Raw genomic sequence first — 13,718 nt, forward strand, 5'->3', positions numbered from 1 at the left:
CACCGCCTCGCGCGTGCTGCACGTTGACCTGGCCACCGGGGCCTCGCGCGTCATCCAGTTCGAGGGACGCCCCCTGCACCTTGGCGGCAGCGGCCTGGCCGCCGCCCTGTACGAGGCCTACGGCCTGCCCGGGGCGCCCGCCGAAGACCCGCGCCAGCCGCTGATCTTCGCCATCGGCCCGCTGACCGGCTACTACCCGCTCATGAGCAAGGTGGTGTGCGGGTTCCGTTCGCCCTACAACGGGCAATGGGCCGAAAGCCACGCCGGTGGCCGACTGGCCCTGGCCCTGCGCTTTGCCGGGTACGACGCGCTGATGATCACCGGTGCGGCGCGCACCCTGTCCTGCCTGGTGGTGGGGTCGCGCCGGCTGGAGGTGCACGACGTGCACTACCTGCGCGGCCAGGACGTGTTCGTCACCGGCAAGTACCTGCGCCGCTTCGGCAAGGACAGTTCAGGCCACCGCTCCACGGTGCGCATCGGCCCGGCGGGCGAGAAGGGCGTGGCCTTCGCCTGCGCCAACGTGGATTCCTTCCGCCATTTCGGGCGGCTGGGGGCTGGCGCCGTGATGGGCGCCAAGAACCTCAAGGGCATCGTGGTGCTGGGCGACGGCGGTGCCGCCCTGCCGGACGGCAAGGACTACCCCAAGCTGTTCCGGGACATCTACGGCGCCGTCACCGGCACCGACATGATGCAGAAGTACCACGACCTCGGCACGGCGGAGAACCTTTCGGTGCTCAACGAGCTGAAGGCCCTGCCCTGGCGCAACCTGCAAGCCACCACCGATCCGGCCATCGACGGCATTTCCGGAGAACGCTTCGCCGAACAGCTGTTGTTGCGCCAGACGGCCTGCGCGGGCTGTCCCGTGGGCTGCATCCACATCGGCCTGCTGCGCCAGCAGTTCGCGCGGGACCACGAGTTCCTGTACAAGCAGGTGTCGTACGACTACGAGCCCATCTTCGCCCAGGGTTCCATGCTGGGGTTGACCAACGCCTCCGACGTGCTGGCCCTGCTGGACGACACCGAAAAGCTGGGACTGGACTGCATGAGCGCGGGCGTGGCCCTGGCCTGGGCCACGGAAGCCCTGGAACGCGGCGTGATCACAGAGGCCGAGACCCTCGTCCCGCTGGCCTTCGGCAACGTGGCGGCCTACATGACCGGGCTGCACCACCTGGCCAACGGCGCCAACGAATTCTGGCGCACCCTGGGCCGGGGCACCCCCGCCGCCACCGCCGCCTATGGCGGACAGGAATTCTCGTGCGTGCTGGGCCAGGAAATGGCGGGGTATGCCACGGGCGAGGTGTTCTTTGTGGCGCAGGCGCTGGGCTTTCGCCATTCGCACCTGGACAGCGGCGGCTATTCCTTCGACCAGTCCGTTCCCCCGCGCGAGCCGGGCACCTTCCGCACGCCCGGGGAAATCACGGCGGACGTGGACAAGGCCGTGGCCTTTCTGGCCGACGACGAACAGAAGCGCATCGCCATCAACTGCATGGTGGCCTGCCTGTTCTCACGCAAGGCCTATTCCATGCCGCGCCTGCAAGAGGCGTTGACGGCCATCGGCTGCCGGGCAGAGGCCGACGGCATGCCAGGCGCCCTGCGCGCCGTGCAGGCCGCGCGCTGGCGGCTGAAGCTGCAAACCGGCTACCGGCCCGAGGAAGTGACCATTCCCAAACGCTTCACCGAAATCGTCACCTGGAAGGGCCCCATCGACACGGCCTACATGGAGGCCCTGCGCCTGGCCTACGTGGACGCCATCCGCCGCATGGCGGATGCTCCCGCCCCGGCGGCGGGCTGAGGCCCGGGAACCATGTTCCTCCGGTTTCCCAAGCGCGACCGCGCAGAACCGCGCCTGCCGCTGGTCAATGCCGACACGCCGGGCCAGTTCTTTCTGCGCACCATGCTGCTCATCGCCGTGTTCGCATTGACGGCGTGGGCCTTCTGGGCGAACACCGAACGCCGCCTGGCCGACGTGCGCGCCGCATCCGCCGTATGGGACGAGGCGGACCTGCTGACCGACGCGCAGGAAAAGGCCCTGCGCGAACTGGTGGACGCCTTCCGCGAGGTGCACGGGGTAAAGCTGCTCATCCACATCCGGCGCGATACCCCGGAACTGCCAAGGCTGGACGCCCAGACCCTGTTCGTGGGACTGTGCCCGGCCAAGGGGCAGGCCATCGTGGAACTGCCCCCCCTGCTGCGCAAGGCCTACGGCGAAACCCTGGCCCAGACCCTGGAAAACGACTGGCTGCGCCCCGCCATGGCTTCCGGCCAGTGGGCCGAGGGGCTGGTGCGCACCCTGAAGCACCTGTGGGACCGACTGGGCGAGAACTGACCGGCCCGACGCTGATCCGGCCAGACCTTGCTCCGGCCTGTTGGCGACCCGGCCCGTGTACCGCCCCAGTCCAGCCCCCGATCCGTCCCCCTGTTCGGCTCCCGATTCGGCCCGTATCCGCATCACCTGCAACCCATCACCGGATCATTCCATGACCATGAAGAACGTCCAGGCCTTCACCGACGGCTCGTGCCTCGGCAACCCCGGCCCCGGCGGCTGGGCCGCCGTGCTGCGCTGCAACGGCGCCGAGCGCGAACTTTCGGGGGGCTTTGCCCTGACCACCAACAACCGCATGGAAATCCTTGCGGTCATCGAGGCGCTGGCCCTGCTCAAGGAGCCGTGCGGCGTGGACCTGTATACCGACTCGCAGTACGTGCGCAACGCGGTGGAAAAGAAGTGGCTGGCGGGCTGGCGCCGCAACGGCTGGAAGACCAGCGACAAGAAGCCGGTGAAAAACCGCGACCTGTGGGAACGGCTGCACCCCCTGCTGGACCTGCACCAGGTGCGTTTTCACTGGGTGCGCGGTCATTCCGGCCACCCCGAAAACGAACGCTGCGACGTGCTGGCCCGCACCCAGGCCTCGTCGCGCGGGCTGCCGCCCGACACGGGCTACCGGGAATAAGCCGGGGCACGCACCGCACGCATCGGACTTTTTGATGGAGGGGCGGCCCCGGTAGGGTTCGCCCCCATTCTTTTTTTCGGTAAATCCGGCTAGAAACGCGTATGCCTCCCCGCACCGCAATCACCGAACGCCCCGTCGAACGGGCCACGGAGCGCGCAATGGTCACCCGCACCCGCAACGGCCATGCCCTCGACCTGCCCCTTGGCACGCGCATGTTGCTGAACATCGCGGGCACCAAGGAAAACCTGTCCAGCGAACTGGTGGGGTTGCAGCACTTCGAATACCTGATCCTGAAAATGCCGCTGGTGCCCGGCATCCGCGCGCGCCTGCTGAACGGAGAGATGGTGACCCTGCGCTACATAGCCGGGGGCACCATTTTCGGTTTCAAGAGCCAGGTGCTGAACCACATCGTCAAGCCGGGCTTTCTGCTGTTCGTGGACTACCCGGACGCCATGGAACAGGTGGACCTGCGCCAGCACCGCCGGGTCAACTGCCTGCTGCCCGCCGCCGTGCATGGCCGCCACGGCGTGTACAAGTGCATCCTGCTCGACCTCAGCGAGGGCGGCTGCAAGGTTTCGCTGGAGTTGCAGCGCGACGACCCCATCCGCGAAACCGCCGTGGATGACATGCTGGTGTTGCAGTGCGGCTTCTTTGCCGCAGAGGGAGCAGCCCAAACCACCCTTTCGTGCCTGGTGAAAAGCATTTCCATGGACGGCAACCGCATGCAGTTGGGCCTGAAGTTCGCCGACCTCAACACGGACACCCAACTGGAGCTTTCCAGCTACCTGGACAACGTGTCCTGCCTGATCTGAGTCCATCCCGAAGGGGCGCGCTCGACGGACTCGTCCCGACCCTGTCCACTTCGGCGTCTCCCCCGCTTGACGCCCCCCGGCCCCGCCACTACCTGATGCCTCATGCGTGCGCGACCACCGCCCCGCGCACCGCGCCACGTGGCGCGCATCCCCCAGCACGGAGCACCGCATGACCGACGCGCAGACCACATGGCACCTCTGGGACGGCCTTGGCCGTCCGCTGCTGCGTCTGGTGCTGTCCATGTCCGTCGGGCTGTTCGTGGCCAACTGCATCGAAGCGCTGAACTGGACGCGAGGGGTGGCCCGCCTGGCCACACCGCTGGTGCGCCTGGGGCACCTGCGCGACGTGGCCGGGGCTTCTTTTTCGCTGGCGTTCTTCTCGTCCGTGGCGTCCAACTCGCTGCTGGCCGAAAGCTACGAGAAGGGGGAACTCTCGAAGCGCGAACTGCGCTTCGCCAACCTGTTCAACAGCCTGCCCAGCTACTTCGTGCATCTGCCCACGCTGTTCTTCATCACCTGGCCGGTGCTGGGCTTTCCCGCCGTGGTCTACGTGGGGCTGACCCTGCTGGCCGCCTTTCTGCGCACCGCGCTGACGGTGGTCTGCGGTCGGGTGCTGCTGCCCCCGCTGCCCGAAGGCTGCGTGACCTGCCGTCTGGACGGGCACGAATCCAAGGGCTGGCGGGCCGGACTGCACACGGCCTGGATGCGCTTTCGCAAGCGCATGCCACGGGTGGTCTTTTTCACCGTACCCACTTACGCAGCCATGTACGCCATGCAGCAGGCGGGCTGGTTCGATCTGGCCGAAGCGTGGATGACCCGGCACATGGGCGCGCTGGCCTTTCTGCGGCCAGAGGCGCTAGGCATCGTGCTGCTGCATCTGGCGGCGGAATTCGGCGCGGCGGTGTCCGCCGCCGGGGCCGTGCTGGGCGGCGGGGCGCTGACGGAACGAGAGATCGTGCTGGCCCTGCTGGCAGGCAACGTGCTGTCCACGCCCATGCGGGCCTTCCGCCACCAGTTTCCGTCCTATGCCGGATACTTCAAGCCCGCGCTGGCGGTGGAGCTGATCGTGGTCAACCAGGCCCTGCGCGCCGCGTCCATCACGTTGGTGGGGGTGGGGTACTACTGGCTGAGCCTTCCCTGATACGGCCATAACGTGAAACAGTCTCGAGTCGAAAAGAAGGGCGCCGGGAAAAGTCCTGTTCTGACAGGGGCACGGACCACTGCGACAAGTTGGAAACGCATGATGGCCAGATCTATCCGGGCACAAACGACATCGAACCTACAGGAACAAAACACGACCCCCGCAGACAAATTGTAGCGGATGTTTCCACAAGACCATCCTGCACGAATTCTACCAGGCTATCTTTCTGCGCAAATTGCATAACTTTCAGGAAAAGTTGCGGGCATACGGTTACGCATGAATGGAGCTTTGCAATAGCGCTGTGACGCATCACGGCAAAATGTGCTGCGCCCCCCATGCAAACACCCCTTGATGTAAAGAAACTCCGTGATAAAAAGGCCTGACAACTCAAACGGCCTGACAACCGGCACCATCAGAACGGAGCCGCATGCCAGTTCAGGTCTGGCCTGCTACAGGTTACGTCTCCTTACCTTCGCGTTTGATTTCGTCGACAAGCCGCTTGAAGATATCAGCCTGATGCACCATCTCGGCGACAGCCCTTGACGATTCGCCCATGGCTTCGGCGGTATCCTCCGATATGGTTCCAAGGTGCTCAATGGCCCGGGTGATTTCATCCGAGGTCGCAGACTGTTGTTCGGCGGCAGAGGCTATGGCTTGAACCTGCCCCGAAGCCATGTCGATGAATCCCACAATTTCGCCAAGTGCCTGCCGTGCTCTTTCGGCTTCAGCCCCGGCTGTGGAGATGTGGGATACCGCCCGGTCGACATTGCCGAGGTTCTTGAGAGTGCCTGACTGGATGGCCGGCACCGCGCCTTCGACCTCCTTGGTGGCTGTCTGGGCCTTTTCTGCGAGCTTGCGCACCTTGTCCGCCACCACCGCAAAATCGCGTCCAGCGTCCACGGCCCGCGCTGCTTCGATGGCCGCGTCGAGGGCAAGCAGGTTCGTCTGGTCTGCGATGTCAGAGATGACGTTGACAATCTGGCCGGATACCCTCGGCCCGCCTGCCAAGAGCGTCCATATCGGGCTTGAGATCGACGGCAAGCCGGTTCAGATCGGCGATGGCAGCCCCGACGGCATGGACGATGGCATCCCCCTCCTGTGCGCGGGTTCTTGCCCCGGAAGTGGTCGCCGCGCCCTCGGCTGTGCTTCGGGCGATCCCCATGATGGTCGCGCTCATCTCCTGCATGGCCTGCGCTGTGGCGACAATCCTGTCGGACTGCGCCCCGGAGCCTTTGTCGGCCTGCCCGATGCGTTGCGAAAGATCGTTCGCCGCCGTCAGCATCACCTGCACGCCCCCTTCAAGCTTTTGGGCGGCGGCGAGCATTCCCTCGTTCTTGGCAAGTACGCATGTGGAGCGGGCTTCTTCCGCCTCTCGCGCTGCCAGAAGAGACCTGTTGGCGGCCTCTTCGGCTTCCACCCCCTTTTTGCGTGCCATGTCCGTCATGGTGGCAAGCTCTTCGACCATGTTGAGCAGACTGTCTTTGAGGCTTGCCAGTTCAAAATAACAGCGCCCCCTGGGAGTGACGTTGCGTTCGCCGGAGGCCACGGCATCGGCAAAGCTTGCGATGTTGCATAGCGGGCTAAGCATCCTGCGCTGCAGGATGGCGAACACCACTGCGAAAATGAGCAGCAGCCCCACCAGCACCATGCCAAGAAAAAAAACACCACGCGCGTATGGCCACTTCGACCTTGCTATCGACGACGCTCTCCGGATCGGCAAGTACATGCTGGCCGATGACGTAGCCGTTCCTGTCCGAAACGTGGAGGGTGACGACGAAGTGCCCGGCGGCGCGGATGCTGGTCGGCTTGTCAATGATCTCAAGGGGCAGGGATGACAACGTTTGCACCACATTCGCCGAGAATCACTTGTCGTTGGCGAGGTGGTGACCGGCTGCCTTCCTGTTTCCGGCGATGGCTTTGGACTTTGCCGCCGTCTCTGTGCCCACCAATTGAGCGTAGACGAGCCCCTTACTCTCGAAATCGCGCGAGATGCTGCCAACCCCCTGAATGAACTGGATGAAGCCAAGGATCGTATCTCCGTCGAGGATGGTGGCCGTTCCGCGTATCACCGAGCCGTCGTCATCCAGCGTGAATCCCGAGACCGCCTTGCCTTCGGTGCGGCTTTGCGCAGGCAGCCCCCCGGGTTCGGGCGGGGTATCGCCATGTTGCTTGGGGTTCCAACTTCTGACGAAGGTCTGCATGCTCGGAGTGAAAACATGTAGCCGTATGCCTTGGTAGCTCGATTCGCCCTCAAATGTCTGGCCTATGCGCTTGATGACATCAGGGGCGCGCTCCCTGTTTCCGGTTTTCAGGGCCTCCTTGATTTCGATTGAAGCGGCAAAGAATATGCCGTTGGTGATGCCTAGTCGAACTTCTTCTCAAGCCGTTGCTGGAGGGCGTCGAGGATGAGCGTCTTCTGGTCGTCCTCGGCCTGCGTGGGCAACTCTGCCTTCTGCGACAGATAGAACATGACGCAGAACAGTAGCAGCGACATCGTGATGGTTGACATAAGTATGCCCGGGTTAGGTCACGATGGAGCCGATGCGCATCCCCCCCTGTGGATTAACATATGTTTCACCTGCGGGCAGCCGCTGCCCTTGCATTGCCTGAAGCCCCTGTGCGAACAGGCCCCAAGGCGTCTACTGCTGGCCCACCTGCACCATCTCGCGGATGACCTCGCGCAGCTCCTGCGCAAGGCGGCTGAGTTCCGTGACGGCTTCGGCCGACTGGGACATGGCCTGTGCTGTCTCGGAGGCGATGGCGCTTATCTCGTCGCTGGCCCTGTTGATTTCTTCGCTGGCGGCGGATTGCTGTTCGGCTGCGGTGGCGATGTTCCGAACCTTGTCGGCAGTCGTCTCGACGATGCTCACGATGGTGCCGAGAGCCTTGCCCGCTTCGCCGGCAAGGCGCGTACTCTCGCCCACGGCCTCGGCAGCCTTGTCCATCTCGTCGATGTTCCCGCGTGCGCCGGACTGGATGGCGTGAACGGCCTCGCCCACCTCGCGGGTGGCATTCATGGTCTTTTCCGCGAGCTTGCGTACCTCGTCGGCTACCACGGCAAATCCGCGTCCTGCTTCCCCGGCGCGGGCCGCTTCGATGGCGGCGTTGAGGGCAAGCAGGTTCGTCTGGTCGGCAATGTCGTTGATGACCACCATCACCTGACCGATGGCGTCGGCCTGTACGCCGAGGGTCTCAAGGCTGTGCTTGAGGGTGTCTGAGCGTTCTCGCACTGTGCCGATGGCATCGACGACCCGCTGCACGACCTCTTCACCGGAACGCGCTTGCCTGATGGCCGTATCGGCCTGTTCTGCTGCCATCGAGGCGTTGCGCGCCACCTCCAAGGTCGTTGCGTTCATCTCCTCGATGGCGGTGGCACTTTCGGTCGTGCGTTCGCGCTGGATGTCAGAACCCCTCGCCGATTCCTCGACTTGCGAGGCTATCTCCGTCGCTGCCGACGACACCTGCTGCGAGATGGAGTCCGCATGGTCTGCTGCCTTGGAGATGGCTTCGTTGGTGCGACGTATGGCTTCCTCCTGCCGTTTGAGGTCGGTGAGGTCGAGGAAGAGCACGATGGCACCGATGGCGTTGCCATCGCGGTCCTGGAGTGGGGCTGCCGTCAGCCGCGCCGTGCGGGGTTCACCCTTCTTGGTACGCAGATTCTCTTCGGTCTGCGTCTCTTTTCCGTGCGAGATGGCAAGGTCGGAACAGGTGGGGCAGTGGTCGCCGAAAAGTTCTTCGGCCTTGCGTCCCTTGGCCCAGTATTCGACCGGCTTGGGTTCGGCCATGTAGGTGATGAGGTGGTCGTTGACGAAGGTGATGTCCCCTTGCCTGTCGGTGGTCACCACAGGGATGGGAATGGCCTGCAACACCCCCGTGGCGAAGCCGAGGCGTTCCTTCAACTCTGTCACCATCCGGCGGATGGCCTTGGCGAGTTCGAGAAGTTCACCCCGAAAATCTCCGACGAGCAGCGCGTCGAGGTCGCCGTTGGCGATGTTGGCGGCAAAGTCGCGGATGGCCGCCACGGGGCGAGTGACCGAACGCGCCACCAGCCACGCCACGCCAAGCATGACAAGGGCCACAAGCAATGCCCCGCCCGAAAGGGCAAGGTTGAGGGTGCTCACGGGCTGGTGGACCTCGGCTTCGTCGACTTCGGCGATGAGGGCCCATGTCGTATCACCGACCTTGAGAGGCGCGTAGACTGAAAGCACCGGGTTGCCGTTGTAGTCGTTGATGATGCGCGCACCTGACTTGCCTGCCAGTGCATCGCGGCTGGCTTCGGTGTCGACGCCATTGCGTTCCACCGTGCCCGCGAATGAGGCGTTGACGGTCCGGCCCTTGGGGTCGAGGAACGAATCCGACCTCATGCGTTTATCAGGGCCGACGAGATAGGTCTCGCCGGTGGCGCCCATGCCTGAGCGTTCCTGCATGATGGCGTTGATGTGCTCGTTGGAAATCTGAAGCACGACGACACCGGAGACAGCCCCGTCGACGGTGACCGGGGCACCAACGAACATGGCGGGTGCCCCCTGGGAGGGGGCATAGGGCTTCATGTCCGAGAGGGCGATGTTTCCGGTCTGCATCACCCGGTGCCATACATCCCGCAATGGAGTGTCGATGGTGCCAGCCGCAGAAGCGAAGTCGTTTTCCTTGGCTACGGAATAGACCACATCCCCCGTGGCGGCATCGAGCAACAACATGTCATAGAAGCCCGTGGTCGAGACAAAATCGGCGAAGCCCTTGTGCAGTTTGTCATGCACGGCCTTGTATGCTGGCGGGGCGTCGAACCTGCCGTTGGCATATCCCTTGAAGCCCCCCCCGACACCACCGGCAGCATTGAACGCCGCCGCCAGGTCGCGCAACGCAGGGCCAACCCATGGAGAACGGGCAGTGGCCAGCGCGAACTGTTGTCGCTCTTCAAAGAAGAGTTTCATCTGGGTGCCCTTAATGGTGCGGATGGTCGTGAGACTGTCGTAAGCCTGTTGCCTGAGGGCGTTGTCGCTCAATGTGGCGGCCCACAGACCGATGACGATGACGGGCGCAAGACCTGCCAACAGAAACAAGACGAGAAGCCTGTTTCGCATGGAATCGAGAAAGTGCATGACATACCTCCGACGTGCGGACACATTTTGCAGATGATACTTCAGTCCCGAAAATGAAAATATGATATTATGACTCTTACGGTTTATCCGTGGGTAGCTGGCTGGCCAATGTGATCCTGACCTGCTCGGCTCTTTTCAGACCAACAAATTGAGACGGTGGCTCCCAATACCGAAAAGGGAGCCGTGCAAAAGACACGAGCTTCAGAAGAACAGGGGATGAACATCCTGCGAAAAGTTGATCGTGACCAGGTGGTGCACGTGTCCAGGCGGCATGGCGTCAGCGAGCAGACCATTTGTACATGGCGACAACGCTTCCGTGGCATGAGCGACGACGTGAAGAAGCTTCGCCAGTTGGAGCAGGATAAGGCGCGGCTAAGGAAGCTGTTGATCGAGCGTGACCGCGGATTCGAGGTAATGACGGGATTTGCGGCAAAAAATGGCAGCCCCCCCAGCAAGGGGCGTTCGAGCAGAAGCGCGGACTGTCACAAGGCAGTGCGTGTGCGCTGATATCCGCCTGCCGCTCGACGTTGCATTATGAGCCGGGCATGGAAGCCCGTGACGGTCCGCTCATCAAGACCGTGCCCGGGTTGGCAAATCTGCATCCCGGGCACGGATACCACCGGATACAGGTGTGCGCGGAGCAGTTGGGCACTTCAGGGACCTGACAGGGCGCACGGCGTTGGAACAAGGCAGGCCTTCACGTGCCGAGAAACGCCCACGGCAATGAGTTTCGCCCCCCACCGGCCCGCTGCCGCATCCGCGTCATTCGCCAATAATCTTCACCAGCACCCGCTTGCGCCGCCCCCCGTCGAACTCCCCGTAGAACACCTGCTCCCACGGCCCCAGATCCAGCTTGCCCTCGGTCACGGCCACCACCACCTCGCGCCCCATGATCTGACGCTTCATGTGCGCGTCGGCGTTGTCCTCGCCCACGTTATGGCGGTACTGGCGTACCGGTTCGTGCGGGGCCAGCCGTTCCAGCCACTGCTCGTAATCGTGGTGCAGGCCGCTTTCGTCGTCATTGATGAACACGCTGGCGGTGATGTGCATGGCGTTGACCAGGCACAGCCCCTCGCGGATGCCACTTGCCGCCAGTTCCGCGTCCACCTGCGGGGTGATGTTGACGAACGCCCGACGGGTGGACACGTTGAACCACAATTCCTTGCGCCACGATTTCATGCTGCTGCTCCTCTTGCGCCAGCCGCTTCCGCCACGCCGGCACGCGTATTTTTCCAATTTTACACATTTTCGTTATACCCGAACCTCATTGAGGCCAGGTGCCGGTACCGAGATACCGCCCTCCGCAGACCGGCAGTTTCCGTGAATGACTGTGCATGATGTCAATATTTTGATACAAAATTGTTATATCATGAACTTTTTTGCGACAAAAATGTCGCATATCGAAATTGTAAAAAACATGCATTCATGTGCACGCTCTCGTAAATACCGGTGCGCGCGCCACTGCAACACATCTTCACGCCCATTGTCGCCAGCGCCGGGGGCATACCGCACAACCTTCCGCAGCACGTCACATCATGCCCGTGCACGCAAGGTACGGCCCATGCCGCCGCACTTTCCATACACCCGCGCCACCATTGCATGGGCGCACCGCCAGACAACCCGCCCATCCGCCGCGTATCACCCGGAAACACCCGCAGCATACCATGTGCACAAGCATGCATGCCCGCGTTGCCTTGCCCGATGCCGGGCGGTATGGCCCGTTTTCCATCATCTGGAATATCACGGACCATCCCGGAGGAAGGCAGCATGTCTCAGTGGCTCAAGAGCAATGACGTCCTTGGCACCACCAACCGTGGCAACACGGCGGAATCCGGCCTGTGCACCCTGTGCCGCGCCGACTGCATGGGCAAGTGCGAAACCTGGCTTTCGTGCATGAAGGGGCGTGAAACCCTGTACCCGCGCGACTTCGGCATCGTCACCGCGGGCAGCGGCAACACCACCCACGTGGGCGTATCGTACAACTCGCTGCGCATCCAGGGCTACAACTACGGGGCCTGCGGCGCGGGCGAAAAGGCCGCCACCGGCGATGCCCTGTTCACCGACGTGTCCCTTGCCGCCTCCTTCGGCGCGCAGCACAAGACCACCTGCCGCTACCCGCTGATGACCGGCGCGCTGGGTTCCACCTTTGTGGCCGCCAAGTACTGGGACGCCTTTGCCACCGGCTGCGCCATCTGTGGCGTGCCCATCGTGGTGGGCGAAAACGTGGTGGGCATCGACCGCGATGCGGTGCTGGAAAACGGGCGCATCACCAAGGCCCCCGAGCTGGAACGCCGCATCGACAACTACCTGCGCCACTACGACGGGCACGGCGCCATCATCGTGCAGCTGAACGTGGAGGACACCCGCAACGGCGTGGCCGAATACGTGGCGGGCAAGTACGGCGACAAGGTGATCATCGAGCTGAAGTGGGGCCAGGGCGCCAAGGACATCGGCGGCGAGATCGAGGTGAAGAGCCTGGAGTACGCCCAGTTCCTGAAGCAGCGCGGCTACCTGGTGGACCCCGACCCCACCCGGCCCGAAGTGCAGGAAGGCTACCGCACCGGCGCGGTGAAGGGCTTTGCCCGGCACAGCCGCCTGGGCTACACCGACCTTTCCGGCTACGAGCAGGTGCGCGAGAACTTCATGACCCAGGTGGCCTACCTGCGCTCGCTGGGCTTTGGCCGCATCTCGCTGAAGACCGGCGCCTACGGCATGGAAGCGCTGGCCATGTCCATCCGCCTGGCCTCGGAGTGCGAACTGGACCTGCTGACCATCGACGGCGCGGGCGGCGGCACCGGCATGAGCCCGTGGGACATGATGGAAACCTGGGGCGTGCCCTCCATCCTGCTGCACGCCAAGGCCGCCGAATACGCAGCCCTGCTGGCCGCCAGCGGACGCCGGGTGGTGGACATGTCCTTCGCGGGCGGCTTTGCCAAGCCCAGCCAGATATTCAAGGCGCTGGCCCTTGGCGCGCCCTACACGAAGATGATCTGCATGGGCCGGGCCATGATGATTCCCGGCTTCCTCGGCTCCAACATCGAAGGCGTGCTGAAGCCGGAAAACCGCGCCCGCGTCAGCGGCAACTGGGATACCCTGCCCAAGACCGTGGCCGAGCACGGCAGCACGGCGGAAGAAATCTTCGCCGGGTACTATGACGTGCAGGCAAAGATCGGCCGCGACGGCATGAAGGACCTGCCCTACGGCGCCATTGCCATGTGGACCCTGCTGGACAAGCTGGGCGCGGGCGTGCAGCAGCTGATGGCCGGTGCCCGCCGCTTCTCGCTGGACCAGATCCGCCGCGAGGACATTGCCTCGGGCAACCGCGAGACCGAGCGCGAAACCGGCATTCCGTTCATCACCGACGTGCAGGACGAGTTCGCCAGGGCCATCCTGAAGGGCTAACGGGTTCGTGGATGCTGGAGGAGGCTTGCCCTCCTTCGCACGCCGAAACGCACCCGTAGCGCGCGTCCGATACCCAACACCAGATAAGACGGGGCGGAAACCTGCATGGTTTCCGCCCCGTTCCAGTTTGCAGTCGCCGCAACGTCAGCCAACGCACAGCCTGCGCCCTGCGGCTCTGTGGGCCTACGGAATGAGGGGCTGCCCCTGGGCCAACCTGCCGTCTATCTCGGCCACGACCGTGGCCAGCCGTGCGGCGCGCGCCTGCGCGTCGGTCCTGGCCGCGGCAACTTCGCCTTGCAGCACAGCCCGCCGCGAC

General features: G+C 63.8%; 14 protein-coding genes. 8 read left to right on the forward strand and 6 right to left on the reverse strand.

Annotated features, from left to right (window positions below; genetic code table 11):
- From FVW27_RS16500 to FVW27_RS16520, 5 genes are all read left to right on the forward strand, one after another.
- Window positions 1-1,792 (forward strand): aldehyde ferredoxin oxidoreductase N-terminal domain-containing protein (locus tag FVW27_RS16500; RefSeq protein ID WP_243838526.1); only part of this gene is annotated, 1,792 nt, incomplete at its 5' end.
- Between the two features lie 12 nt (window positions 1,793-1,804).
- Complete coding sequence (locus tag FVW27_RS16505; protein WP_167127225.1) at window positions 1,805-2,326, forward strand: TPM domain-containing protein; 522 nt, start codon at window positions 1,805-1,807, stop codon at window positions 2,324-2,326.
- Window positions 2,327-2,477: 151 nt separating this feature from the next.
- Complete coding sequence (gene rnhA / locus FVW27_RS16510) at window positions 2,478-2,948, forward strand: ribonuclease HI (protein WP_167127228.1); 471 nt, start codon at window positions 2,478-2,480, stop codon at window positions 2,946-2,948.
- Window positions 2,949-3,106: 158 nt separating this feature from the next.
- Window positions 3,107-3,760, forward strand: coding sequence for a flagellar brake protein (locus FVW27_RS16515; protein WP_243838527.1), 654 nt, complete (start codon window positions 3,107-3,109; stop codon window positions 3,758-3,760).
- A 169-nt stretch (window positions 3,761-3,929) separates the two neighbouring features.
- Window positions 3,930-4,901, forward strand: a complete 972-nt coding sequence (locus tag FVW27_RS16520) for a hypothetical protein (RefSeq protein ID WP_167127234.1) — start codon at window positions 3,930-3,932, stop codon at window positions 4,899-4,901.
- Between the two features lie 456 nt (window positions 4,902-5,357).
- On the opposite strand, the gene FVW27_RS16525 is transcribed toward FVW27_RS16520, so the two are convergent.
- The gene (locus tag FVW27_RS16525) at window positions 5,358-5,909 is read right to left on the reverse strand and encodes a methyl-accepting chemotaxis protein (protein WP_167127237.1); all 552 of its coding nucleotides are present in this window, start codon (window positions 5,907-5,909) and stop codon (window positions 5,358-5,360) included.
- Entirely contained in the window at window positions 5,860-6,540 is a 681-nt protein-coding gene (locus tag FVW27_RS16530; protein WP_167127240.1) for a methyl-accepting chemotaxis protein, read from the reverse strand. Before FVW27_RS16530 ends, FVW27_RS16525 begins: the two co-directional genes overlap by 50 nt.
- Between FVW27_RS16530 and FVW27_RS16535 the strand changes: the two genes are divergently transcribed.
- Window positions 6,524-6,736, forward strand: a complete 213-nt coding sequence (locus FVW27_RS16535; protein WP_167127243.1) for a hypothetical protein — start codon at window positions 6,524-6,526, stop codon at window positions 6,734-6,736. The two genes, FVW27_RS16530 and FVW27_RS16535, sit on opposite strands and share 17 nt — an antisense overlap.
- Window positions 6,737-6,763: 27 nt before the next feature.
- On the opposite strand, the gene FVW27_RS16540 is transcribed toward FVW27_RS16535, so the two are convergent.
- The 3 genes from FVW27_RS16540 to FVW27_RS16550 all read right to left on the reverse strand — a co-directional run bounded on the left by FVW27_RS16540 (window position 6,764) and on the right by FVW27_RS16550 (window position 10,000).
- Window positions 6,764-7,261, reverse strand: coding sequence for a cache domain-containing protein (locus tag FVW27_RS16540; RefSeq protein ID WP_167127265.1), 498 nt, complete (start codon window positions 7,259-7,261; stop codon window positions 6,764-6,766).
- A gap of 2 nt (window positions 7,262-7,263) precedes the next feature.
- Entirely contained in the window at window positions 7,264-7,410 is a 147-nt protein-coding gene (locus tag FVW27_RS16545) for a hypothetical protein (RefSeq protein ID WP_167127246.1), read from the reverse strand.
- A 130-nt stretch (window positions 7,411-7,540) separates the two neighbouring features.
- Complete coding sequence (locus FVW27_RS16550) at window positions 7,541-10,000, reverse strand: methyl-accepting chemotaxis protein (protein ID WP_167127249.1); 2,460 nt, start codon at window positions 9,998-10,000, stop codon at window positions 7,541-7,543.
- A gap of 183 nt (window positions 10,001-10,183) precedes the next feature.
- Between FVW27_RS16550 and FVW27_RS16555 the strand changes: the two genes are divergently transcribed.
- Entirely contained in the window at window positions 10,184-10,507 is a 324-nt protein-coding gene (locus tag FVW27_RS16555; RefSeq protein ID WP_341806172.1) for a transposase, read from the forward strand.
- Between the two features lie 255 nt (window positions 10,508-10,762).
- On the opposite strand, the gene FVW27_RS16560 is transcribed toward FVW27_RS16555, so the two are convergent.
- The gene (locus FVW27_RS16560; protein ID WP_167127255.1) at window positions 10,763-11,179 is read right to left on the reverse strand and encodes a secondary thiamine-phosphate synthase enzyme YjbQ; all 417 of its coding nucleotides are present in this window, start codon (window positions 11,177-11,179) and stop codon (window positions 10,763-10,765) included.
- A 588-nt stretch (window positions 11,180-11,767) separates the two neighbouring features.
- Between FVW27_RS16560 and FVW27_RS16565 the strand changes: the two genes are divergently transcribed.
- Window positions 11,768-13,402 (forward strand): glutamate synthase-related protein, encoded by a 1,635-nt coding sequence (locus FVW27_RS16565; protein WP_167127258.1) that lies wholly within the window; start codon window positions 11,768-11,770, stop codon window positions 13,400-13,402.
- Window positions 13,403-13,718: the final 316 nt, after the last annotated feature.

Source organism: Nitratidesulfovibrio liaohensis, from assembly GCF_011682075.1.
GTDB classification, from domain to species: domain Bacteria; phylum Desulfobacterota; class Desulfovibrionia; order Desulfovibrionales; family Desulfovibrionaceae; genus Cupidesulfovibrio; species Cupidesulfovibrio liaohensis.

What these genes read in the sequence shown, in the direction of transcription:
- FVW27_RS16515 (WP_243838527.1), top strand. Translation starts at nt 3,107, where the DNA reads ATGGTCACCCGCACCCGCAACGGCCATGCCCTCGACCTGCCCCTTGGC.
- FVW27_RS16545 (WP_167127246.1), bottom strand. Translation starts at nt 7,410, where the DNA reads ATGTCAACCATCACGATGTCGCTGCTACTGTTCTGCGTCATGTTCTAT.
- FVW27_RS16520 (WP_167127234.1), top strand. Translation starts at nt 3,930, where the DNA reads ATGACCGACGCGCAGACCACATGGCACCTCTGGGACGGCCTTGGCCGT.
- FVW27_RS16550 (WP_167127249.1), bottom strand. Translation starts at nt 10,000, where the DNA reads ATGCACTTTCTCGATTCCATGCGAAACAGGCTTCTCGTCTTGTTTCTG.
- FVW27_RS16565 (WP_167127258.1), top strand. Translation starts at nt 11,768, where the DNA reads ATGTCTCAGTGGCTCAAGAGCAATGACGTCCTTGGCACCACCAACCGT.
- FVW27_RS16560 (WP_167127255.1), bottom strand. Translation starts at nt 11,179, where the DNA reads ATGAAATCGTGGCGCAAGGAATTGTGGTTCAACGTGTCCACCCGTCGG.
- FVW27_RS16535 (WP_167127243.1), top strand. Translation starts at nt 6,524, where the DNA reads ATGAGCAGCAGCCCCACCAGCACCATGCCAAGAAAAAAAACACCACGC.
- FVW27_RS16505 (WP_167127225.1), top strand. Translation starts at nt 1,805, where the DNA reads ATGTTCCTCCGGTTTCCCAAGCGCGACCGCGCAGAACCGCGCCTGCCG.
- rnhA (WP_167127228.1), top strand. Translation starts at nt 2,478, where the DNA reads ATGACCATGAAGAACGTCCAGGCCTTCACCGACGGCTCGTGCCTCGGC.